18 protein-coding genes are annotated in these 23,955 nt (G+C 32.8%); 9 read left to right on the top strand and 9 right to left on the bottom strand.

What is annotated here, in order from left to right; all coding sequences use genetic code 11:
- From PSU83_RS04770 to PSU83_RS04760, 3 genes are read left to right on the top strand one after another with little or no spacing between them, the layout of a single operon-like run.
- The gene (locus PSU83_RS04770; RefSeq protein ID WP_300587279.1) at positions 1-2,538 is read left to right on the top strand and encodes a T9SS type A sorting domain-containing protein; all 2,538 of its coding nucleotides are present in this window, start codon (positions 1-3) and stop codon (positions 2,536-2,538) included.
- Positions 2,539-2,549: 11 nt separating this feature from the next.
- A complete protein-coding gene (locus PSU83_RS04765; RefSeq protein WP_300587277.1) occupies positions 2,550-5,144 on the top strand; it encodes a T9SS type A sorting domain-containing protein in 2,595 nt (864 codons plus the stop codon).
- Between the two features lie 2 nt (positions 5,145-5,146).
- Positions 5,147-7,501, top strand: coding sequence for a T9SS type A sorting domain-containing protein (locus PSU83_RS04760; RefSeq protein WP_300587275.1), 2,355 nt, complete (start codon positions 5,147-5,149; stop codon positions 7,499-7,501).
- Between the two features lie 98 nt (positions 7,502-7,599).
- On the opposite strand, the gene PSU83_RS04755 is transcribed toward PSU83_RS04760, so the two are convergent.
- The 7 genes from PSU83_RS04755 to PSU83_RS04725 form a co-directional block, all read right to left on the bottom strand.
- Positions 7,600-8,781, bottom strand: a complete 1,182-nt coding sequence (locus PSU83_RS04755; protein WP_300587273.1) for a cytochrome c peroxidase — start codon at positions 8,779-8,781, stop codon at positions 7,600-7,602.
- Between the two features lie 4 nt (positions 8,782-8,785).
- Complete coding sequence (locus PSU83_RS04750; RefSeq protein ID WP_300587270.1) at positions 8,786-10,120, bottom strand: YHYH protein; 1,335 nt, start codon at positions 10,118-10,120, stop codon at positions 8,786-8,788.
- A 68-nt stretch (positions 10,121-10,188) separates the two neighbouring features.
- The gene (locus PSU83_RS04745) at positions 10,189-11,202 is read right to left on the bottom strand and encodes a cytochrome c peroxidase (RefSeq protein WP_300587268.1); all 1,014 of its coding nucleotides are present in this window, start codon (positions 11,200-11,202) and stop codon (positions 10,189-10,191) included.
- Entirely contained in the window at positions 11,199-11,927 is a 729-nt protein-coding gene (locus PSU83_RS04740) for an MbnP family protein (RefSeq protein ID WP_300587266.1), read from the bottom strand. Before PSU83_RS04740 ends, PSU83_RS04745 begins: the two co-directional genes overlap by 4 nt.
- Positions 11,920-12,396 (bottom strand): hypothetical protein, encoded by a 477-nt coding sequence (locus PSU83_RS04735; RefSeq protein WP_300587263.1) that lies wholly within the window; start codon positions 12,394-12,396, stop codon positions 11,920-11,922. The genes PSU83_RS04740 and PSU83_RS04735 overlap by 8 nt, the downstream gene beginning before the upstream one ends.
- Before the next feature lie 5 nt (positions 12,397-12,401).
- Complete coding sequence (locus PSU83_RS04730; protein WP_300587261.1) at positions 12,402-12,677, bottom strand: hypothetical protein; 276 nt, start codon at positions 12,675-12,677, stop codon at positions 12,402-12,404.
- Between the two features lie 14 nt (positions 12,678-12,691).
- Positions 12,692-13,342, bottom strand: a complete 651-nt coding sequence (locus PSU83_RS04725) for an RNA polymerase sigma factor (RefSeq protein ID WP_300587258.1) — start codon at positions 13,340-13,342, stop codon at positions 12,692-12,694.
- Between PSU83_RS04725 and fabG the strand changes: the two genes are divergently transcribed.
- The 4 genes from fabG to PSU83_RS04705 all read left to right on the top strand — a co-directional run bounded on the left by fabG (position 13,341) and on the right by PSU83_RS04705 (position 18,943).
- A complete protein-coding gene (gene fabG, locus PSU83_RS04720; protein ID WP_300587256.1) occupies positions 13,341-14,087 on the top strand; it encodes a 3-oxoacyl-[acyl-carrier-protein] reductase in 747 nt (248 codons plus the stop codon). The genes PSU83_RS04725 and fabG overlap by 2 nt on opposite strands.
- Before the next feature lie 79 nt (positions 14,088-14,166).
- Complete coding sequence (locus PSU83_RS04715) at positions 14,167-16,194, top strand: hypothetical protein (protein WP_300587254.1); 2,028 nt, start codon at positions 14,167-14,169, stop codon at positions 16,192-16,194.
- 95 nt (positions 16,195-16,289) lie between these two features.
- Complete coding sequence (locus PSU83_RS04710) at positions 16,290-17,474, top strand: hypothetical protein (protein ID WP_300587252.1); 1,185 nt, start codon at positions 16,290-16,292, stop codon at positions 17,472-17,474.
- Positions 17,475-17,476: 2 nt separating this feature from the next.
- Positions 17,477-18,943, top strand: a complete 1,467-nt coding sequence (locus tag PSU83_RS04705; protein ID WP_300587249.1) for a hypothetical protein — start codon at positions 17,477-17,479, stop codon at positions 18,941-18,943.
- A 206-nt stretch (positions 18,944-19,149) separates the two neighbouring features.
- Here the strand turns inward: PSU83_RS04705 and eptA are convergent, their stop codons facing one another.
- A complete protein-coding gene (gene eptA, locus PSU83_RS04700; RefSeq protein WP_300587329.1) occupies positions 19,150-20,673 on the bottom strand; it encodes a phosphoethanolamine--lipid A transferase EptA in 1,524 nt (507 codons plus the stop codon).
- Positions 20,618-21,487 carry a phosphatase PAP2 family protein gene (locus PSU83_RS04695; protein ID WP_300587247.1) on the bottom strand — a complete coding sequence of 290 codons (870 nt, stop codon included), beginning with the start codon at positions 21,485-21,487 and terminating at the stop codon, positions 20,618-20,620. The genes eptA and PSU83_RS04695 overlap by 56 nt, the downstream gene beginning before the upstream one ends.
- A 300-nt stretch (positions 21,488-21,787) precedes the next feature.
- Here PSU83_RS04695 and PSU83_RS04690 point away from each other — a divergent pair, with 300 nt between their 5' ends.
- Together PSU83_RS04690 and PSU83_RS04685 are read left to right on the top strand one after the other, a co-directional pair.
- Positions 21,788-22,453 (top strand): response regulator transcription factor, encoded by a 666-nt coding sequence (locus PSU83_RS04690; RefSeq protein ID WP_300587244.1) that lies wholly within the window; start codon positions 21,788-21,790, stop codon positions 22,451-22,453.
- 4 nt (positions 22,454-22,457) lie between these two features.
- Positions 22,458-23,840 carry a HAMP domain-containing sensor histidine kinase gene (locus PSU83_RS04685; RefSeq protein ID WP_300587241.1) on the top strand — a complete coding sequence of 461 codons (1,383 nt, stop codon included), beginning with the start codon at positions 22,458-22,460 and terminating at the stop codon, positions 23,838-23,840.
- Positions 23,841-23,955: the final 115 nt, after the last annotated feature.

Genomic DNA, 23,955 nt, shown 5'->3' with positions numbered 1-23,955 from the left:
ATGAAAAAATACTACGTTTTACTTATTCTTGTTTTAAGTCAATTTTCAGTAAAGGCACAAATACTAAATTTTCCCGATGCTAGTTTTAAAGCAAGATTGTTATTGGCTGATGCTGATACAAATCTTTTTGCAGTAAATCTTAGTAATGTATATTTTAAAATTGATGCAAATAATGACGGTGAAATAAGCCAAGACGAAGCTTCACAGGTTATGGAGTTAAATCTCAATAATACAGCTATACTATCAATTGAAGGACTACACTATTTTACAAACTTGCAAGTTTTAGAGATTTCTTTTGTTCAAATGGCATCTATAGATTTAACTAGTATGACTAATCTGCGTGACCTGCTCTGTACTAACAATCCAAATCTTACTTCTTTAAATTTAACAGGATTGAATAATCTTGAAAGAGTTAGAGCTTATGATTGTCAATTAACAACGCTAACAACATTAGATTTGACTAGCTTAACAGCACTTCAGGAATTTAGCGCAGGAAATAATCAAATCTCATCAATAAATATTTCTGGTATGCCTAACCTTAAGATTTTTAATTGTGCCAACAATATGATTTCAAATTTAAATCTCAATGGATTGCCGCAACTTACTAATTTATATTGTGAATATAATTCAATCGTTACTATAGATGTAAATGGTCTGACTAACCTTGAAGCATTAAACTGTGATCATAATTTGCTTACTTTACTTGATGTGAGCAATTTGGCTAATCTTCAATCGTTGGCTTGTAACGACAATCAACTAGAAACATTAGTATTAGATAATTCGTCGTTAAATTTTTATTATATATATTGTCAAAACAATCTTCTGACTAGTCTAAACTTAACACAGTTTCCTAATCTTATGGATGTCGTATGTCAAAACAATCTGTTGACTTCAATTGAAATAGATAATTCACCTTACTTGAATTATTTAGAATGTGAAAATAATCAACTCACCACATTAGATTTAAGTAGCTGCTCTTTATACTTGCAATATGTTGACTGTAGTCATAATATTTTAAATACTTTGTTTGTCAAAAATGGACTAACTGAATCTACTTTAAATTTTTCTAACAATGCGAATATTGAGTACATTTGTGCCGATGCCATTCAGCTTCTGACTATTCAGAATAAAATTACTGAGTATGGGTATTCAAACTGTCACGTTAATACATATTGCAGTTTCGCACCTGGAGGAACATTCTATACCATTCAGGGGAATAGCAGATATGATGAAAACAATACTGGATGCGATGTTGCCGATATTAATTACCCTAATTTAAAATTTTCGTTTACCGATGGCACAAATACAGGTGATTTAATTTCTAATGCTACAGGAAGTTATAGCTATGATGTTCAGTCTGGCACACATACTATCATTCCAATAGTAGAAAATCCAACTTATTTTACAGTTTCGCCACCAGCGGTAACCCTAACTTTTCCTGCTGTAGGCAGTCCTATTACCCAAAACTTTTGTGTAACTGCCACTGGAGTCCACAATGATTTAGAAGTGTCCATAATTCCATTAAGCCTTGCAAGACCTGGTTTTGATGCAAATTATAAAATTCTCTATAAGAATAAAGGCACTACTACGCAAAATGGTTCTATCAGTTTATCTTTTGATGATTATATAATGGATTTTGTTTCGGCTAATCCACTAAATACAGGATCATCCACGAATAATTTGTCTTGGATATTTTCAAACCTTCAGCCATTTGAATCAAGAGAAATCCTATTTACGATGAATCTCAATTCTCCAATCGAAATCCCTGCATTTAATGCTGGAGATAATTTAAGTTATACTGTAACTATTGCTGGTTCATATGATGAGACTCCAAATGACAATAGTTTCACATTAAATCAAAACTCAGTTAATTCGTTAGATCCAAATGATAAAACCTGCCTCGAAGGAGCAGCAATATCTCCTGCAATGATTGGACAATATGTACATTATTTAATTCGTTTTGAAAATACCGGAAACGCCAATGCAGAAAACATTGTAGTAAAAGACATAATTGACGCTACCAAATATAATATAAGCAGCTTAATACCACTAAGCGGAAGTGCTGAGTATGTTACTAGAATTACTAATACCAATCAGGTTGAATTCATCTTTGAAAACATTAATCTACCTTTTGACGACGCTAATAATGATGGTTATGTGGCTTTCAAAATCAAAACAAAACCAACATTAGTTTTGGGGGATACGTTCAGCAATAGCGCAAATATCTATTTTGATTATAATTTTCCAATAATAACAAATACAGCAACAACTATAATCCAAAATTTAAGTACTTCTGATTTTGATTTTGGTACCCTGTTTTCTTTATCACCAGTTCCAGTAAAAGAAGTTTTGACTATTTCAAACAAACAAACTATTATAATAAGTTCAATCAATATTTATAACACAATCGGACAATTGGTTCAGGTAAGTACCAATCCAAACGAAACGATAGATGTTTCAGAATTAAAAACTGGAACTTATTTTATCAAGATTGTGAGCGATAAAGGAACGGCAAGTAGCAAATTTATTAAAGAATAATGCATATATACATGAAAAAATTTTACACTTTTTTGATTTTAATGTTTGCGTTAGTTGTCGGAAATGCACAAATTATTAACATTCCCGATGCAAATTTTAAGGCGAAGTTATTAGCGGCGAGTCCTACACAACCTATAGCTTATAATGCTGAATCTACGCCCATAAAAATAGATACTAATAATGATGGTGAAATTCAAGTTAGTGAAGCTTTATTGGTTTGGAAATTAAATGTGCAGGGTGTTTTCAATCCTATATCCAACCTAACAGGAATAGCCAGTTTCATGAATTTGAGAATATTGTTTTGTAATAATAATTCATTAACAAGCTTAGATTTAGGAGCATTATTGAATTTAGAAAATTTAGAATGTTTAGATAACAATTTGGTTAGTTTAAATGTATCAGGGTTAACGCATTTGCAGCATTTAAAATGCAATATGAATCAAATCAATTACCTGGACACCTCTACATTATCCGCTCTTATAACTTTGGATTGCTCACAAAACCTGATACCCGAATTAGACTTGGCTAGTTCGTTAGCTTTGGGAAAACTTAACTTTACACAAAATGCTGTCCAAGCAATAGACCTTAATTTATTGACAAACCTAACATCGTTAGATTGTGGACTAAATCAATTGACCACTTTGGATGTCACCGATTTGACGCTACTTGAATTTTTAAATTTTTCTTCTAATCAAATTCCCTCAATTGATTTAAGTAATTCGCTAAATCTAATTGATCTTACTTGTGAAAATAATCTAATAGAAACACTCGATCTAAGCGGACTTACTCATCTTACAGTATTGCAATGTAGTAATAATCAACTTTCAGCTTTGGATGTAAGTGGCTTAAATAATCTACTTACATTAACCTGTTCTTTGAATCCCATTGCAACACTTGATGTATCCAATTTGGCACAACTCCAATTTTTGGCCATTAGTTTTACTCCGATTGCTTCCATAGATTTAACTAATTTGGTTTCGCTTACCGAATTAGATTCTGAAAATACGCTCCTAACCACTATTGACCTTAGTCATTCACCAAACCTATATTCACTTTATGCTGATAATAATCCATTAGAAACTTTATTTATTAAAACAGGTTCAACAAACGAATTGGCAGACCTTTTTTTTGCAGGAAACCCAAATTTACAATATATCTGCACTGACGAGAACAAGATTGCACAATTTCAGAATAGTATCACAACGTATGGCTATACCAACTGCCATGTAAACTCGTATTGTAGTTTTAATCCTGGAGGTGATTTTTATACTATTCAGGGAAATAATAAATATGACGAAAACAATACTGGTTGTGATGCTTCCGATATTAATTATCCGAATTTAAAATTGGCATTTAGCGATGGCACTAATATAGGAAGCCTCATTTCAGATGGTACTGGGGATTATCATTATGATGTACAAGCCGGAACACAAACCATAACTCCAATAGTAGAAAACCCAACTTATTTTACAGTTTCACCAGCAACTGCTACGGTTACTTTTCCAGCTACAACAAGTCTGTTTATTCAAAATTTTTGTATAACATCCAATACTGTTCACAATGATTTAGAAGTTGTACTATATCCTATTGGACCTGCAAGGCCCGGTTTTGATGCTAACTATGTAATCGTCTATAAAAACAAAGGAACTTCAACACAAAGTGGGTCGGTATCCTTAGATTTTGACGACACTATTATGGATTTTGTTTCTTCAAACCCAAGTAGCTCTAGTCAAGTCACGAATACTTTAAACTGGGATTTTAGTAATTTACTACCCTATGACACAAGAGAAATTCAGGTTGTTCTCAATCTTAATTCACCGACGGATACTCCTGCTGTAAATGCTGGAAATGGAATAATTTTTACTACTACGGTCACGGGGTTAACTGATGAAACTCCAGATGACAATTCCTCTTTCTTTTATCAACTTGTTGTCAATTCTTATGATCCAAATGATAAAATTTGTACCGAAGGTGCTGTCTTGCCTGTAAATGAAGTTGGAAAGTATGTGCATTATATCATTCATTTTGAAAACAATGGTACTGCTTCAGCTGAGAATATTGTTGTAAAAGATGTAATTGATACCACTAAGTATGATATTACAACTTTGATACCTTTAACTGGAAGTGATGCTTTTTCTACAAAAATTTCTAATACCAATCAGGTGGAATTTATATTTCAAAATATAAACCTTCCCTTTGACGATGCCAATAACGATGGATACGTAGCATTTAAAATCAAAACATTACCAACTCTTGTTGATGGAAATACTTTCACTAACTCGGCAAGTATTTATTTCGATTACAATGCGCCAATTGTTACTAATCCTTATACTACGCTTGTTTTTAATCCATTGGCTGTAGCAGATTTTGACTTTCAAAGTGCGTTTTTACTAAGTCCAGTGCCTACTAAAAATGTGTTGACAATTACAACTAAACAAACTGTTGTAATAAGCTCTATAAATATTTATAATACAATTGGTCAATTGGTTCAGGTAAATACCAATCCGAATGAAATTATAGATGTTTCGGGTTTAAAAACCGGAAATTATTTCATCAGGATTATAAGTGATAACGGAACAGCAAGTAGTAAGTTTATAAAAGAATAATTATGAACAAGCTTTACACTTTTTTGATTTTAGCGTTTACGTTAGTTATTGGTAATGCGCAGATTGTTACTATACCTGATGCGAATTTTAAAGCAAAACTTTTAGAAGCAGATACAAACAATTACATCGTTAAGAATTTATTGGGAGCCTACTTTAAAATAGATGCAAACAATAACGGACAAATTGAAGTTAGTGAAGCTTTGGCAGTTTCTCACCTTGACTTTTACAGAATAGCATCGGATTTAAATTATGTTACGAACCTTACAGGGTTGAGCAGTTTTACTAATTTGAAGTTTTTAAGATGCAGTAGCCACAATATTACTAATTTAAATTATACAGGACTGATTCATCTGGATGAGTTGTATTGTAATTCTAATTTGCTTACCTCGATTAATCTAAATAACTATCCAAGTCTTAAAAATTTTGACTGTAGTTATAATCAGATTACCAGTATTGTGCTAACTAACTCACTTAACTTAGAGCTTTTTAGTTGCGGACAAAATCCACTTGCAACATTTAATTTTGCTACAATGCCCAACTTAAAAAGCTTGGATTGTGGTTACACACCTTTAGGAACTTTGGATGTATCGGGTAACAATTTATTGACTTATTTAGGTTGTAGTTATATGGGTTTGCATAGTTTAAATGTATCCAATCTATCGAACTTAGAAGGCTTAGTTTGTGAAAACAATCAATTAATCCAGTTGGATATTTCAGGACTTACCAAATTGCGCAATCTGCAATGCGCTAATAACCTCATTGAGTATTTAGATTTGAGTGATTTGGCAATTGCTTATCCTGCTAACCAAGGTCCACCTTTTTATGAATTGAGATTTAATAATTTGCAAGCAATGAATGTTAAAAATGGCAGAATTGACAATTTCGGAATGATTACACAAGGAAATCCAAACATGCAGTATGTTTGCTGTGATGAATCTGAAATTGCATTTATACAGAGCTATTATCCGAATTGCAATATAAATACCTATTGCAGTTTTACGCCCGGCGGTGTTAACTATACCATTCAGGGAAGTGAAAAACTCGACCTTGATGCTAATGGCTGTGATAACAATGATATTATTCTCCCAAATTTACGTTTCACGATTGAAAATGGTACTACGTCAGGGAGTATCATAAGCAATGCCTCTGGAAATTATAATATTGACGTTTCAACCGGAAGCTATACCATTACACCCGTTTTTGAAAATCCATCCTATTATACAGCATCGCCAACAAGCTTAGAACTTGCTTTTCCTGATCAGGTTTCGCCTGTAACTCAAAATTTTTGCATTACCCCAAATGGAACACATCAGGATGTTGAAACTTGGATTGTACCCATAATCGGAGCAAGACCAGGTTTTGATTCGAGGTATAAAATCTTTTATAAAAACAAAGGAAATACAGTAATTTCAGGAAGCTTAAATTTTGGTTTTGAAGATAATTATATGGATTTTATCATGTCAACACCTGTACCAAACAGTCAAGCTTTTAGTTTACTGACATGGACTTATGTCAATCTTGCTCCTTTTGAAACTCGCGAGATAGAGGTCATTATTAATATGAATACCCCTTCAGAAACTCTTCCGCTTACTATTGGAGACTTAATAAAATTTGAATCCACCATATTTCCCTTGACTGCTGACGAAACCCAAACCGATAATTCACATCGCTTACAGCAAGTGGTTGTTGGTTCATTTGATCCAAATGATAAGAACTGTTTGGAAGGTAATGTAGTTGGCTTGGAAACGGTTGGTAAGTATGTGCATTACATGATACGGTTTGAAAACACCGGAACGGCTGAGGCAGAAAACATTGTTGTAAGTGATATAATTGATACAACTAAATTTGATGTTAGTAGTTTGGTTCCATTAAGTGGAAGCGCCAGTTTTGTTACGAATATCAAGAATACGAATAAAGTAGAATTCATTTTTGAAAATATTAACCTTCCGTTTGATGATGCCAATAATGACGGTTATGTGGTATTTAAAATAAAAACAAAGTCAACATTGGTTGTTGGGAATACTTTTAGTAATAGTGCAAATATTTATTTTGATTATAATTTTCCAATTCTGACTAATACTTATACTACGACAATTACTGCTTTGGGTACTCAGGATTTTGAGTTTAGTAGTATGTTTAGTTTGTCCCCAGTACCAGCTAAAAATATTTTGACTATTACAACTAAGCAAGATGTGCTAATGAGCTCGGTAAGTATCTATAACACGCTCGGACAGTTAGTTCAAGTAAATACCAATCCGAATACAACATTGGATGTTTCGGAATTAAAATCGGGAAGTTATTTTATTAAGATTGTTACTGATAAAGGAACAGCAAGTGGTAAGTTTATTAAGGAATAAAAGTCGCTCAATACTCCCCAAGCTTCAAGGTATTTGAACTATCGCTTTGACACATAAAAAAAACTCCTCTAGTTATATAAAAAGAGGAGTTTTTTATTTTAATTCGGAAAAGGGTTTCCCCATTTCGCATCAGTATAAACATTAGATCCTGAGAGTGTTTTAAGAAAAGCTATTAACGAATTGATTTCGGCTGCTGTAAAGTGGAGCTGCTGTCCAAAACCATTTGGACGAAGCTTTGGATCGAGATTTGTATTTCCCGGAGCGATATTGATTGTTCCATAATGACCTATAGCCATTTGTAGTGAAGTAAAAAATCCAGTATGCATCAATGGGCCATTCAAGGTTCCGTCTAGTTTGACAAGATCGCGTAGGGAAGGAGCGCGGGTATTGGTAATGTCAATTCCAGTTCCGTTTAAAACGCCAATGATTCCGTTATTTCCTGAATTGGGTGCAATATCAAATTCTGGTGCAGCATGACAGCCTGCACATCCAACTCCTCCGGCTATTCGGTTTCCTGTAGCATCAAAAACGGGAGGAGACAAGAATAAATTTTTGCCCTGATTTTCTTGTGCAGTAAAATTGGGAAACAATTGACCATCATTGGCAACTTGCGCTCGTCCTGTATCATATTTACTATCGAATGATTGAATACTTCGAATAAATTGCGCCAGTGCCAATTGGATTTTATTTTCGGTAATTTCTTCTGAGCCATAGACAAACTTGAAAAGTTCTTTATAATACGCTATTTGATTTAATTTAGTTACCAAACCACTAAAACCTTCATCACCACTAGTACCGCTGAATCCCATTTCGCTATGATTTTGTATGGGTTGTGTAGTTTGTAACTCTAATGTTGCGGCACGTTCATCCCAAAAAAACTTATTTTCAACTGCAAATCGGGTATTGATTAACCTCATGGCATGTCTTCCTGTAGTTCCGTTTACACCAATACTTGCTACATTGGCATCGCTAAAGGCATTCGCTTGTTGGTGACAAGTGGCATAGGAAACAGTATTGGTAGCCGACAAATTTTTATCATAAAACAAGACTCTTCCAAGCGTTGCTCCTTTATTGGTAATAGGATTTCCAGTGGTGTTGTCTTTAGTAATGTATGAGGGAATATTTTGATTGGCATAATTCGCTAAATTATCTACATCGATAGTGGTACCAAAAGTTACCTTTACATTAGCATAGGGGTCAATGTAATTACTTCCTGAATCAGAACTACTGCAAGACCAAAGAGCAGGTAGGAGAACGAATGATAAATAGCGAAGTTTCATAGGATTATTTAGTTACAATTATTTTAAACGTTTTATCATCTTTTCCGCTGGCTATTTTCACAAAATAAATACCATTATAAACAGTGGTTAAATCGATAATGCTCAACGTGCTTCCTTGCAGGATTTTGTTGGTTTGGATTACTTTGCCTAATTCGTCAATCAAAGAAACGTCCAAATTGTCTTCTATCATATCCGATTGAATCGCTATAAAATCCTGTGCCGGATTTGGATAGATTTTAATATTCAAGTTGGACAAATTAAAATCTGCATTTGCTAAGACAAATGTTGTGGTTCCGGCCGGAACTGAAGTAACAGTAGTAACAGCAACATTTCCGTAAAATGTTGGTCCCACTACATAGGGATACGCCGAGTTGTGATTGGCATCTACCGTAGTAAAATAACAATAAATCCCTACTGGATATTCGGGCGTGATACAAAAACGACCATTGTGAACATCTAAATAGGTTGGGTCAGTAGAATGCGCAGCATACTCATAATCTTCTCTAAAATACCCATTGAAGTAGGTGCCTCCAACTGCTGGGCCATTGGTTCTAGATGTATTGGTTCTTAATTGATAACTGGATTTCATTCTTGCGATAGCGCCTGTTCCATCAACATTGGTGTAGCCATAAGCTCCATATATTGGAAAACCATCATAAGCAAATCCCAGCAAAGGCGAATGCACCGTGGGATTTATTACATACAAACCATCAGAAGGATAGGCATCACAAATGGTCGATACCACTTGTAAGTCTAAATTAAATGCACTTGGATTCTGGTGGTGGTGGTAATTTCCCATCGCAGGATGTGCTTTGGCACAATCAAAACCATCACGTTCTGCCGGAATTGCATCTCGGTTCCAAGCTTGAGTAGTCATTGGTCCACCGGCGCAAGGAGGATTTCCAGGTCCACCACAAAGTGCATTTGTAGTATTGTTCCAAGCCACACCATCTCGGTAATCGAATAAAGCCACGCCATTAATAAAAACGCCAATATTTCCACCAGTGGTTGCTGTGGCTGTTCCTGTATTTTGAGTTGCCGTTAACGGAATTCTGAAAATTTTATTCTGAGCTGTTGCTAAGGAAGGATTGCCGCCTTGAAATGGTCCCGTTATATATGCGGGAATTCCTGTTGCCGATACATAAGAATAAGTAGTGTTGTATTGAACCGATTGAACATTGGCTGCAACCGCATCTATAATAGGAGTAGGGTTTCCTGATACATAATGACGACCCGTAATTCCGGTTGTGTTTTGTAACCAGCTTGTAATAGCAGGGTTGGTTTGTGCAAAAAGTATGCAATGGGTACTAAGCAATAAAAGTAAAAGTGCTTTTTTCATAATTAGTTATTTGGTTTGTTGTTTTTTTAGACGACAGAACTTTTTAATTCTTGCGTATTGTTTTAAAATTAATTTTTAGGAAAACTAAATCGTTTATTGAATAGAAATTCTTTATCGGTCAAGGTTACTAAAAAAGCAACCAAATCTACTCGGTCGTTATCGGATAGATTCATGGGTTTTGCTAGTTCCTTTGGTAAGTTTTTATCATGTCCTAGCGAGTTGTAATGCTTCACAACTTCGGTCAAGGTTTTAAATCGGCCATCGTGCATATAGGGAAACGTAAATTGAATGTTTCTTAATGTTGGGATTTTAAAACGCAGATTATCGTCGGATTTGTTTGTGATTTTTATCCGACCTAAATCATTCAAAGTGGTGTCGATTGCCAATCCGTTTTTTTCAAATTTATCACTTCGGAACAATGGTTCTGTATGACACGAAGCACAATTAAGTTTAAACAAGTCATAGCCGTGTTGTTCTTGGGTTGTAAAACTGACCTCGTTGCGCATGACTTTGTCGTACTTTGAATTGGAGGAAGTTAGCATCACCGTAAATTGTGCCAATGCTTTCAACATGCGTTGACTAGTAACTTTATCATCGCCAAAAGCTTTTGAAAATAACGTTCTGTATTTTTCGCTTGCTTGCAATTTAGAGATGACATTTTCCAAAGTTTCATCCATTTCAGAATGATTAGTAATTGGATTGATGGCTTGTACTTCTAAATTATTCACACCACCATCCCAATGGAAATCTTTGTTCCAAGCCAGGTTAATCAGTGCTAAAGAATTTCTGGTGCCAATGCTACCTTCAATGCCGTGACTCAATTGATGGTCGACATGGGTAAATCCCGTTTGTTGCAAATGGCAACTCTGACAGGAAATAGTATTATCGCGCGATAGAATTGGGTCATAAAATAAGTTTCTTCCGAGTTGAAATCCTTCTTCCGTCAACAGATTTTTTTTGAAATCATATTTAGGTTGAGGCCAATTTTCAGGAATTTCTAAGTACAAAGGTGTCGTAAATTGATTGGAAAAGGATAATCCAATAAGCCCAAATACAACATAATATTTCCAATAGGTTCTCATTCTAAATGAAACATTTTAACGCTATCATTGGCTAATTCCAGGGCAATTTTCCCCGGAATCATAACGCTGTTTGTTTGTGATAATTGAATTTTGGAGAAAAAATCATTTAACTCTATCGCAATATTTATTTTGTTATTGCTATTGAAATTGTCATTGCTATTGAAATTGCTATTGTCATTGCCGTTGATTTCTACTTTCCGCATAGCGTAAAAGGGAGAAAGATAACCGCCAATGTGAAACTGAAATTCATTTTTACGAGTTTTGCAACGTGTACTTTTACCTTCTATCTTCATATTGATATAACCGCTTTGCCAAGCCCAATACATTCCTTTGATTGGGTCCAAATCACCAGCCATGGCTCCAGCCGTATTGGTTAGACTATCAATACCAATATTGAAAGTGATTTTGGAAATTAACTTATCTGATTTTTTGCAAATTGGAATTTGAAATGAATTGGAGCTGTCAAAATCGAGTAGGTGCTGGCTGTCGTTTTGTATAAATCTTGAGTTATCGCTATACTGAATTTGAATATTGGAAACATAACATTTAAAAGTGCTGATACTCAAAGTGTCTTTAGTATCAGAAACATAGTTTTTGTTTAATTCTAAAGGAAGTTTATTGAATTTAAGATTAAAATTGAGATGCAACGAATCGCTATTACTTTGAGAATAATTCTGAAAGCAACAAATCAAAAGGAAAACAAGATATATTCCTTTTTTAATCATGTCTTTTTCTTGGTGGCTTGTTTGGCGAAAATATTCGTCCTAATTCTTCGGTTAAATCATTAAAACTATCTTGTTGTTCTGGTTTGCATAGCTTTTTGATATCTTGAAAATGTTTGAAATGCGTTTCTTCAATTTGTTTTTGATAAGTATTCAAAAGTGTAATCAGACTGTCTTTTGTTTTTACATTCACTTCGGATTCACTTAATTGGAAATACAATTCGTTCTTAGTTTGACGAATGTTTGCGTCAAGATTTTTGATTTCTCCGCGATGCCATTGTATTAATTTGGTATAATCCTTTTGTTGGGCAGCATCAAAATGTAATTTTCCAATAATAATTTCCTTTGGTTCGGGTCTGCCTTCATGTAATGGTCCGTGATTTTTTCCATTCAAAAAAAGAAATCCCAGTGTTCCTAAATTGAGTAATAATAGTCCAACAACTGAAATCGTTAAAAGTTTTGTCTTTTCCATCATCGTTAATATAACTGGTTACTTTTATTAATTGTCATTTCTAAATAGGCTGTTGTTGAATTTTTTTCTGATTTTGATTTGGATGCAATTATGCTGACGTTAAGCATAACTAACACAGCTATTGAAGCCGCTGCAAACCAAAGTGTCTTGGATGAGACTTTATTTTGGGGCTCAATTCGCTGCTGGATTTTAGAAAATAAAGCATCATTGGGCGTTACTTGTGTAATTCCGTTGGTGCTGTTTAGAATAGTTTCTATCCAATTATTTTTTTCCATACTCATATAGACGAAGGTTTTTATTTTTTCTTGCGGTAGTTGGTAAATTTTTCTCCTAATTTTTCCTGAAGCGTGACTTTGGCTCTAAATACAAGCGATTCTATTGATGAAATACTCAACTCCATGATTTCTGAAATCTCAGAATTACTCATTCCATCCAATTTGGAAAGTAAAAAAGCAGTCTTCTGATTTTCCGTAAGCGTATTGATAACACTAAAAAGAATTGCTGCTTCTTCTTTGTTTTCCATTAAAATACCAGGATGTTCGAAAGTGGAACTCGTGAGATATTCTTGTTCGTTTTGGCTTTTCTTTCCAAATATAAAAAAGCGTTTCTGACTGTTTTTCTGCTTGATATAATCCAAACATTGATTGATAGTAATGCGGTAAATCCAAGTCTTATAACTCGATTCTTGTTTGAAATTGTCTACTGAATTATAAATTTTGACAAAAACATCTTGCGTAATTTCTTCAGCATCTTCAATATTCTGCAGATAATTCAACGCCACATTGAACACAAGTTTTTTATACTCATGATATAGTTTTTCAAAATGGAATTGGTTTTCAATCATTTGCTTGCTTTCGAGTACAATGATAGCAAATGATTTTTTACTAAGTATAAAATATTCTATATTTGAACTTTCAATAAAAAAAATCAAAACTAATTTTATCATGAAATTATTAGAAGGAAAAGTAGCCATCATCACTGGAGCGAGTAGAGGAATTGGAAGCGGAATCGCCAAAGTATTTGCCCAACACGGAGCAAACGTTGCGTTTACTTATAGTTCATCTGCCGAATCAGCTTTGGCCTTAGAAAACGAATTATCGGCAATGGGAATTAAAGCCAAAGGATATAAATCAAATGCAGCCGATTTCAACGAAGCTCAAAAATTGTCAGACGATGTTATGGCTGATTTCGGAAATATTGACATATTAATTAACAATGCCGGAATCACAAAAGACAACCTTTTGATGCGTATGTCTGAAGAAGATTTTGATAAAGTAATCGAAATCAACTTAAAATCGGTTTTTAATATGACCAAAGCGGTTCAGAAAGTGATGCTTAAAAACCGTAAGGGTTCTATCGTAAATATGAGTAGCGTAGTAGGAGTGAAGGGAAATGCCGGGCAAGCAAATTACGCAGCTTCTAAAGCGGGAATGATTGGTTTTACTAAATCGGTAGCGCTAGAATTGGGTTCAAGAAACATTCGTTGTAATGCTATTGCTCCAGGATTTATTGAAACTGAAATGACAGCCAAATTAAATGCCGATGTGGTGCAAGGTTGGAGAGATTCTATTCCGCTAAAACGCGGTGGAACTCCAGAAGATGTAGCCAATGCGTGTCTTTTCTTTGCTTCCGATATGAGTGCGTATGTTTCTGGCCAAGTGTTGAATGTTTGCGGAGGAATGCTTACTTAAAAATAATTATGAATTTTGAATTATGAATTTTGAATTGTTCGATTCATTTATAATTTAAAATTTAAAATAAATTCTTTAAATGAATACCACAACAATCTTGTTATTACTTGTATCAATACTAATTGCTGCTGGTTTATCATTTTACCAATACCTATACAAAGCTAAAAGCAAGTCGAAAGTGACGCTGCTTTTGGCTTTTTTGCGTTTCTTCAGCATTTTCGGATTACTACTTTTATTGATTAATCCGATTATTACCCGAAAAACTATTGAAACGGTAAAAACTCCGTTGCCTATTGTAATCGATAATTCGGCTTCTATAAAAGATTTGAAAGCAAATAATTCGGCGATGGAAGTCTTTAAAAAACTTTCTGAGAATTCCGATTTAGCGAACAAGTTCGAAGTACAGACTTATCAGTTTGATTCCGATTTTTTGCCATCGGATACCATTGATTTTAAAGGAACACAATCTAATATTGATGTGGTTGCCAAGAATCTTAAGAACATCTATAAGAATACAAATTACCCAACGGTTTTGATTTCTGATGGAAACCAAACATCGGGTGAAGATTACGTTTTCGGGTTCAACCCCGATAACAAAGTCTATCCATTGGTTGTTGGTGATACGATGACGTATTTAGATTTAAGGATTTCGCAATTGAACGTCAACAAATATGCTTTTCACAAGAATAAATATCCAGTTGAAGTATTCCTGAATTATTCGGGAACAAAAAGTATCAATGCTACGTTTAAAATCTCTCAAGGGAATTCGGTTTTAAATGAGCAAACGGTTTCTTTTTCACCTTCTAAAAAATCGGCAACGCTGAATGTTTTACTTCCGGCGGATAAAGTGGGAATTCAAATTCTGAAAGCAACACTATCATCAAAAGAACAGGAAAAGAACACGTATAACAACACCAAAAATTTTGCAGTAGAAGTCATTGATCAAAAAACAGAAGTTGCCTTGATTTCTACCATTTCTCATCCTGATTTGGGTGCGATAAAACGCGCAATAGAATCTAATGCGCAACGAAAAGTAACTATTATTAAGCCAAACCAAGTCAGTTCGTTACTTAATTATAATGTTTTGATTTTGTATCAACCAAATGCAGAGTTTAAAGCTATTTTTGATCAGAATAAAAATGCGAGAATCAACAGTTGGATTATTACCGGAAATGATACCGACTACACTTTCTTAAATCAAAATCAGGATAATTTTACTTTCAAAATGAGTGGAAGTAAAGAGGATTATTTGGCTTCATTCGACACTCAATTTAATCTTTTTGCATTAGATAATTTCGGATTTGAGCAATTTCCGCCCTTAGAAAATCCGTTTGGAACGATCACAGAAACCGGAAACGTGAATGTTCTTTTATCATCTACCATCCGAAACATCGCAACCAATCAACCTTTGTTGGCTTTCGCTGAAAATCAAGGCAAGCGAAACGCTTACTTATTTGGTGAAAACATCTGGAAATGGCGTGCGAATACTTACGTAGATAAAAAAAGCTTTGCCGATTTTGATATTTTCTTAGACAAAACAATACAATATTTGGCTTCTAATAATTCTAAAAAATCTTTAGTTGTCAATCACGAACGCTTTTACAACTCGGGTGAAGGTATCGAAATTACGGCGCAGTATTTCAATAAGAATTATGAATTGGATGAAAAAGCGCGATTGACCATTTCAGTTACCAATAAAAAAACCAAACAAGTTAAAAACTACGATTTGCTTCGAACATCTAACGCATTCAAAGTAAATCTTGACGGATTATCCGCTGGAAATTATACGTTTACAGTAAAAGAATTGAACTCTAATTCAGTTTACAGCAGTGGTTTTGAAGTCTTAGATTTTAATATTGAAAAACAATTTGTGAACCCAGATTGGAACAAATTAAACCAATTGGCAAACCAGACCAAAGGAAAAGCTTTCCTTGCCAATCAGACTGATGTACTTATAAAACAACTTCTTGCAGACGAAAGTTATAAAGCCATTCAAAAGACTTTGGTTAAAAAATCACCACTTATTGATTGGGTTTGGCTACTTGTTTTGATCGCCATTTCTTTAGGTACAGAATGGTTTATCCGAAAGTATAACGGACTGTTATAATCGCTATTTCTTTAATTTTAACATAATTAACTATGATTGTATTTTGTAGGCTTAATAATTATAGTACTTTTGCCAAAATGTAAATTATTAAAATTATGAAAGTTAGATTTTTACTAGTATTCCTTATTGGAGTTGTTTCGTTATCAAATGCACAAAGTTTTACTTCTGAAATGGTTCAGTTTAGAGTTCCTGTTGTAGCAAAATTTCCAATAGAAGCTTTGAATAGAAATTTTAAAGTTAAAGTTACTTCGCCATACACGTTGAAAACGGATGATATTGTGGCACAATCAAAAGTAGATTTTCAAGCAGAGTTAAAAAATTACGATAAAGTTGTAGCAGATAGCGAAGTGGAATTCAAAGATAAATTAAAAACTTACGATGAAGATGTTATTAATTCTAAAGAAAAATATGCTTTAGAATCAGCCGAATTTAAAAAAATGTCTTTATTAGAGCGTTTGGCAATGACCGATCAGGGTAAAGCGCCAAAATTAGTTACACCAACTAAGCCCGTATATTACAAACCAACTAAACCCGTTTATAGCGAACCAAATTTTAACAATTATATCATTGTGGATAATGATGTTTTGGCTTCACAAATTGGAATTACAGGATTCACGAAAGGTGGAAGTTATGTAGATATAATGCTTGATATCAAAAAAATGAATTTTCAAGATAATGCTGGACAAACATTCGCTAATCAACCTACAAAATTGATTGTTAAGATAAATGGAACCGAAAAGATAAATACTATGTTTTATCAGGATTTCAAATTGTACTCGACTTCTCCGTCTAATAATTTGAACAAACCTTTATCTGAAAAGAATTATTTGAATGAAGTTATTGCTCATGTAAACGCGTATTTAGATGAGAATTACGGTATTCGTTACACAACGCCATCGGTAAAAATAGTTTCTGTTAAAAACAAAGGAAAATACGATGATTTAGAAAAAGCTTCCGTTTATGTGTCAACTAATTTGAGAAAACTAAATCCGGAAAGTCCAGAAATGACTGCAGCGGGAATGGCTGGAATGCAAAAAGGAATTGATATTTGGAAAGATACGATGACAAAAATCCAATGGAAAGACAAAAAAGCTGATTTGAATGCTAAAATCGGAACGTTTGTATCATTTAACTTAGTTCGTTTATACATTGCACTTGGCGACAAAAAAGAAGCTGAAAAACAACTGAATGCGTTGCAAGAAAATATAATTTATATGGACTTGTCTTATGAGGAAAAAGCAGAATTAAAACAATTTGAAAGCGCAATTTACAAAGTATAATTATGAAATATTTTAGAATTTTCACATTGATTTTGGTGCTAACATCTACGACGATGTCTGCTCAAATCAAAAAAGAATGGGGTTCAAAATTTGATTATAATGTGAATCTTGAAGAAGATCCAAAAGTGGTTTTGGCCGATAATTATGGGCATTACTTAATGACTGCGGTAAACAAACATGGAATGATGGCCCAACACGGTATCATCATGAGAAAGTTTGATCAGAAAAATAATCTGGTTAACACGTTTACTCAGGATTTTCCCGAAAAAACGATGTTTACTTTATACAATTATTTAGGAAGTTACGAATTAGGAAAAGACAAAATTGTAATCTTTATTGATGGTTATTCGAATAAAGCTAAAAAGAAGTCCATTCACAGAATGATTTTTGATAAAACTACGGATAAATTTACGTCTACTTTAATTGTCGATTACACCTTTGAAAGTATTTCAAAATCGGGAACTGCTACGGTTGTTGCTTCTCCAAACGGTACTTATTTTGGAATCGTGTATTCTAAATTCTCCAACAGAAAAATCGCTGAAGTGGATGACTGCTTGGTAATTGACGGTAAATCTTTTGCAGAAGTTTGGAAGAAAACAATCACTTTCCCATTAGAATTCTATTCGGGAGATGTTACGATGACGAATTCAGGTAAATTAGTTTTCGTTAAGCGAGTAGTTGAAAAAGGAGAAAAGCACAGTTTATATGTTGTTGATGCTACTAGCGAAGCCGATAAAGATTTAGGTGCTGAAATTAAAATCAGTAAACCTTTAGCAATTTCTATCGGAACTCAGGATTATCTTGTTGCTTTCAATTTTAAAGCTAGTTTAAGAGAAGCTTCATACAGCAACATTATGCTTTATGATTTGAATGGTGGAAAAATTTTGAATAACGATAAAATAGATGCTTTCCCTGGAATCAAAGATATTCAGGATGTAAAATTCAATAGTGTAACTGTTCAAAATAATCAAATTGAATTGTTTACTGAATGTAAATACAAAACAGGTTCTAAACCATCATCTGCTTTTCCAAACGATCCTAAGTTTAATGATCCTGTTTATTCATTTGGAGCTGGCATGTTGATTGTAATGAATACAGAAGGTAAAGTCACAAAAAGCATGAACCTGCTTCCAAAAGTTCCGTTCAGTAATGAATTGGTAAATAATTTTGGATTATTGAATATAAAAGGAAACTATTATTTGAACACCGTTGCTTGGGGCGGAGACAAAAACAATGAGGAATATCCTGTTTTGTATCAATTGACGTCACCAAATTTTATATTGAATGTACAAAACATTCAGTTGCCAATCGCTCCTTATCAATACAACAGTAGAATAGATGGTGATTTTAGCGGAGGATATTATGTTCACCAATTTATGAACTATTTTCAGGATAGTAAAAAATTACTTCTCGCCAAATATTACAGCGACGGAAAAGTAGTGTTTGTAAGCTATACCGGCGTATTTTAAAAAAACAATAAAAACCTTCGAGAAATCGGAGGTTTTTTTTATAAGTTAATTGTTCGCTCTATTTCTTTCCTGCTTCGAATTATAAAATCTACACTCGAATTTTCTATAATCTCCCACAAGTTTATATTCTTATAATGCTTTTGTCCGATGATGAGCATATGATTGTCAGTTTTCTAAATTTTGATAAAAGCGTTTGGAATTGCTAATTATTTAAAAATGTTCATTTCCTCATTATAGATTGGACTTTGAATGCTTAAAAAATTTAAAACACTATGAAAAATATAGTTTTGAGATATTAATTTATTAGGCTTTAATTTTTTCGAACTATTATCAGAATACCAGACGATAAACGGAATCTCATACTGTTCTTTAGGAGCAATACTTAAAGGTAATCCATGCATATATAGATTATTTTCTCCTAAGGATTCACCATGGTCTGAAACAAAAATCATCGCACTTTTATACTCTGGTAATTGTTTTAAATCTTCAATTACTTTTGATAAAATATAATCAGTATAAACTATAGTATTGTCATAAGCATTGATTAGTTCTGTATGCGAACAATTTGCTAATTCAACGCTATTGCAAACGGGTTTAAAAGTTTCAAATTGAGAAGGATATTTCTTGCTATAAGTAGGTCCATGACTTGTACTTGTATGCAATATTATTAATATTTTATTTTTTTTACTGGCTAGTATTTGTTCTTTTAATCCAGCTAAAAGAACTTCATCATAATTACATCCTTCACCTTTGCAATTTGGCATTAAAACTTCTCTATTTTGATAATCTTTTATGTGAATTGGAGGTTCTCCCCAATTTGTAGTTCTCCAAATAACGTCTACATTATTTCGATATAAATAATTGGGTAAAATTTCATACAAATCGTCTGTACGAGTATGCTCTAAGATACATTTTAAACCTGCGGAAGTATAAGTGGCTCCAGCGTTAGCATTAAAATGAAAGACATTCGGTATTTTTGCAAGTAGTGGATTGGTATTTTTATTGTATCCATATAAAGAAAAATTTTCGCTTCTGGCAGATTCTCCTATAACTAATATTACAACTGATTTTTGTGTATCCTTTATTATTGCATTTGGTAATAAAATTTCTTTCTTATTTTTTTGGTACTGATGAACATTAAAAAGAGTAATATTAACTGTGTAGGACCAAGGCATAGCAAGTCCACCTAATACTTTTGAATTTTTATCAATCCACAGCACATTGCTTGAATTTACAAATACTAAACTTAAAATAAATAAAAGTGTAAGTGAAGTGATGGTTAAAAACTTCTTTGCAGTTACATTTATAATTGTAACTTTAATGATATAAATGCTAGGAAGAATACCAAAGAAAATTAGGTATAAAACTAATTTAATGGAAAAAAAACCACTAGACTCTTCAAATTTTGTATTGAGCACATTGCCAATCATGCTTTCATCTAATATAACGCTGTAGGTATTAATAAAGTAAATAGCAACTGCGTTGATCATAAAGAATAAGACCAACAAAAATTTTCCGACAAAACGAGAAAGAAAAAAAATGATAAAAAAAACAAAAGCATTTAAAACTACCATTAGAATAATTAAACTAATAATAATAACAATACCATCGCTACTTTTATAATCAACATTATTAACAACAAATTTAAAAAAAGGGTAATGAAAGAATAAAAAATTAAGCAGACTCATTAATAAAACGAAATGAGTTATTTTTAAAATATTTTTTAAGATATACATAAGTGATTTTATAAAGTGAAATAAGTAAACAAATTAGGGTCAAATAATATATTACCAAATTTTCATACATTATTTTGTAAATTAACGAAATGCTGCAACTTAGCATTAACACTATAAAAATTGGGTAATATTTTTTATTGTTGATCCACGCAAAAATTTTATATTTTATGATGACAAAAATCCCTAAAAGTCCAGAAATATATCCAATAATACTGCCAATAATAACATCAAGTGGGTGATGTGCTCCGACGCCAACTCTTGTAAACGCAATTGCTAATCCTAAGATGATTATAGTAAAAATCCATAAAATTTTATATTTCAACATTTTAGGCATAAATGCAAATAACAAAACAGTAAGTGTTGTAAAGACTGTAATTGAGTGTCCGGAAGGTAAACTCGCAAAACCTATAGCTTTTTTTCCGATTATTATAAAACTACTATCATCATAGACTTCATGAGGTCGTGGAACTCTAAAAATAGTTTTGAGTAAACAAGAAAATAGAGCCGCAACTATGGTAGATGATAATAAAGCCTCCCATAATTTTGGTGCTTTTATAATAAAAATCGATAGCAATGCAAAAAAAATTGAAGTATCTCCTATTTGGGTAAGATTCGCGATAAAGTTTGGATATTGTCCTAAATTATAATTAATATAAAAAAAAGTGCCTTTTTGAATTTTTACGTAGTTAACCGTATTTAAGGCATCTTGAGTACTAAGAACTACTACAATTAAACTTAAGAAAAATATGGGTAAAAAAAATAAAGATGATTTGAGTTTGGAATAATTGTTAATAACATTTGTATTCATATAACTTTATTCTTTATTGATTGTTTTTAACAGGCTTATTTAAAATACTTATTATTATCTTACTTGGATTGTCAAACAATTTGACAAACCAAAACTAATGATAATACTAACAGCAACAATTAGTATTATGTAAATAATTCAAAAATATTATTAAAAAAATTCATTAAGCTTAATTAAATAAAGCTTATTGCTTTTGATTAAATTTAAGCTCAGAACTTAATTAATATTTGATTAATAAAGTATTGATTTTAGTAATAGCTTTTTAATTTTGATTTAAATTTACCAAAAAAAATAGCCGCTATGAAGCACATACTTATAGTTGAAGACGAAGAAGGAATTCTTCAATTTCTGAAACAGGGATTAGAAGAAGAAAATTATCAAATTTCTGCTGTTAATAATGGCTTAGAAGGTTATACTCTTTCTCAAAAAGAAAAGTTTGATTTGATACTTTTAGATTGGATGCTTCCCAAAATGACCGGCCTAGAAGTTTGTCAAAAAATCAGAGAAACCGATACTAAAACACCTATTATTTTCCTGACGGCTAAAGATACAGTTCAAGAAACGGTAGAAGGTTTAAAAACAGGTGCAAACGATTATATTAAGAAACCTTTCAGTTTTGACGAACTGTTAGAACGCATTAAAGTCCAGCTTCGAGATAAAAAAGACCAAGAAATATTAACTCTCGGTCCAATTGAAATCAACATCCAAAAACACGCTGTTACTGTTGATAAACAAAATGTTGCGTTGACACAAAAAGAATTCGACTTGCTATCGTATTTGGTTAAAAATAAAGGAACCGTTTGTTCAAGAACACAAATAATTCAGGATGTTTGGGATATTCATTTCGATTATGATACGGGAGTTATTGATGTTTTTATGAATTCTATTAGAAAAAAACTCAACTTAAAAGTAGACGAAGATTACATTAAAACCATTCGCGGTGTGGGTTATATCGCCAACGATTAAATAAATGCAACAACTTTCTTTTAAAAATAGAATTGCTTCCAATTACCTAATTTCTACAGCATTATTAATTTTTGTAGTGTTTTTTGTCATATACGCAATTGTACGATTCAGTGTGTATGTGAAGGTGAATAACGACATCAAATTGGAAGTTGTCAAACACTTAAAAGAAATTGAGGTCAAGGAAAACTGCGTCCTTCTTATTCGTGAAAAACAGTGGAAAAAGGTGCAGTTCAACAAGGTAGACATCAGTCCAGCTTTCATTCAATTTGTGGATGAATTAGGAGCATTAGTGGATAAATCTCCGAATCTAAAACAAAAAAAACTAACGTATTATCCTTTAGCAATCAATAATGTTTTGTTTGACGGAAGGCTTGAAAACACTTCAGTTAGACAAATACAAGTTCCTTTATATCAAAATACTAAGATAATTGGATTTATGATCATCGCCATGTCTTTAGAAGATTCTGCAATGGTTTTGAATAATTTATTTTTCATATTAATAGTAGCTTATCCTTTGATACTTTTAGTACTATTTCTTATTGCGCGATTCATAGCAGGAAGAAGTATAAAACCAATATGTTCCATAATTCAGACCTCTAATATTATCACCAAAGACAACCTGAAATCTAGAATTCCCTTACCAATTAATCGTGACGAACTTCACTTGCTTTCTGAAACCATTAACAATTTGTTGGATAGGGTAGAAAATGCGATCGAACGTGAAAAACAATTTACTTCTGATGCTTCACACGAACTGAGAACTCCACTGGCTGTGATCAAAGGCACAATGGAAGTTTTGGTGAGAAAACCTCGTAGCGAGAAAGAATACAAAGACAAAATCGATTTCTGTATCAACGAAGTCAATCGATTGAATAATTTAGTTGATGAGCTACTTTTATTAGCACGATTTGAAAATCAAAGAAAATCGTTGAAGACTGAAAAAATATCTTTAAATGCTTTATTCTTAGATGTTATTTCAAGAAATTCGACAATTATCAATGAAAAAAAACTGAAATGTGTGGCTACTTTTTCGAAGGATTTTTATGTTGAAACGGATTCCTACTTGTTTACCATTATAAGTAATAATATTTTAACCAATGCGGTCAAATATTCGAAAGTAAATAGCTTTATAACTTTTGATTTAAAAGACACAAAAAAAGCGGTAGTCTGTACAATTTCTGATAACGGAATCGGAATTGCAAAAGAAGATATGAAGAAAATTTTCGACCAGTTTTATAGATCCAAATCTTCCGATCATCCAGAAATAAAAGGAACTGGTTTAGGGTTGTCAATTGTAAAACGATTATGTATTTTACTTAATATCGATTTGAATATTGAAAGTAAAGAAAATGTGGGAACTCAAGTAACCTTAAGTTTTCCTAAATAATCAAAATGGATTCTAAACTGCTAAATATGATATATATCATTCCAATTTTAATATTTAAATTCATTGTTGTCCGATAAAAAAGAAGCCAAAAAGATGGCTTCTTTAAATGAATCGT

This window comes from Flavobacterium sp., from assembly GCF_029945805.1.
Classification (GTDB): domain Bacteria; phylum Bacteroidota; class Bacteroidia; order Flavobacteriales; family Flavobacteriaceae; genus Flavobacterium.
Note: the sequence above shows the minus strand (reverse complement) of the source record. Positions and strands in the feature narration are given on the sequence as shown.

Excerpts from the sequence above, each read along its gene's own strand:
- PSU83_RS04685 (WP_300587241.1), top strand. The coding sequence starts at position 22,458 with ATGCAACAACTTTCTTTTAAAAATAGAATTGCTTCCAATTACCTAATT.
- PSU83_RS04690 (WP_300587244.1), top strand. The coding sequence starts at position 21,788 with ATGAAGCACATACTTATAGTTGAAGACGAAGAAGGAATTCTTCAATTT.
- PSU83_RS04705 (WP_300587249.1), top strand. The coding sequence starts at position 17,477 with ATGAAATATTTTAGAATTTTCACATTGATTTTGGTGCTAACATCTACG.
- PSU83_RS04745 (WP_300587268.1), bottom strand. The coding sequence starts at position 11,202 with ATGAGAACCTATTGGAAATATTATGTTGTATTTGGGCTTATTGGATTA.
- PSU83_RS04755 (WP_300587273.1), bottom strand. The coding sequence starts at position 8,781 with ATGAAACTTCGCTATTTATCATTCGTTCTCCTACCTGCTCTTTGGTCT.
- PSU83_RS04735 (WP_300587263.1), bottom strand. The coding sequence starts at position 12,396 with ATGGAAAAGACAAAACTTTTAACGATTTCAGTTGTTGGACTATTATTA.
- PSU83_RS04760 (WP_300587275.1), top strand. The coding sequence starts at position 5,147 with ATGAACAAGCTTTACACTTTTTTGATTTTAGCGTTTACGTTAGTTATT.
- PSU83_RS04740 (WP_300587266.1), bottom strand. The coding sequence starts at position 11,927 with ATGATTAAAAAAGGAATATATCTTGTTTTCCTTTTGATTTGTTGCTTT.
- PSU83_RS04715 (WP_300587254.1), top strand. The coding sequence starts at position 14,167 with ATGAATACCACAACAATCTTGTTATTACTTGTATCAATACTAATTGCT.
- fabG (WP_300587256.1), top strand. The coding sequence starts at position 13,341 with ATGAAATTATTAGAAGGAAAAGTAGCCATCATCACTGGAGCGAGTAGA.
- PSU83_RS04725 (WP_300587258.1), bottom strand. The coding sequence starts at position 13,342 with ATGATAAAATTAGTTTTGATTTTTTTTATTGAAAGTTCAAATATAGAA.
- PSU83_RS04770 (WP_300587279.1), top strand. The coding sequence starts at position 1 with ATGAAAAAATACTACGTTTTACTTATTCTTGTTTTAAGTCAATTTTCA.
- PSU83_RS04765 (WP_300587277.1), top strand. The coding sequence starts at position 2,550 with ATGAAAAAATTTTACACTTTTTTGATTTTAATGTTTGCGTTAGTTGTC.
- PSU83_RS04750 (WP_300587270.1), bottom strand. The coding sequence starts at position 10,120 with ATGAAAAAAGCACTTTTACTTTTATTGCTTAGTACCCATTGCATACTT.
- PSU83_RS04695 (WP_300587247.1), bottom strand. The coding sequence starts at position 21,487 with ATGAATACAAATGTTATTAACAATTATTCCAAACTCAAATCATCTTTA.
- PSU83_RS04730 (WP_300587261.1), bottom strand. The coding sequence starts at position 12,677 with ATGAGTATGGAAAAAAATAATTGGATAGAAACTATTCTAAACAGCACC.
- PSU83_RS04710 (WP_300587252.1), top strand. The coding sequence starts at position 16,290 with ATGAAAGTTAGATTTTTACTAGTATTCCTTATTGGAGTTGTTTCGTTA.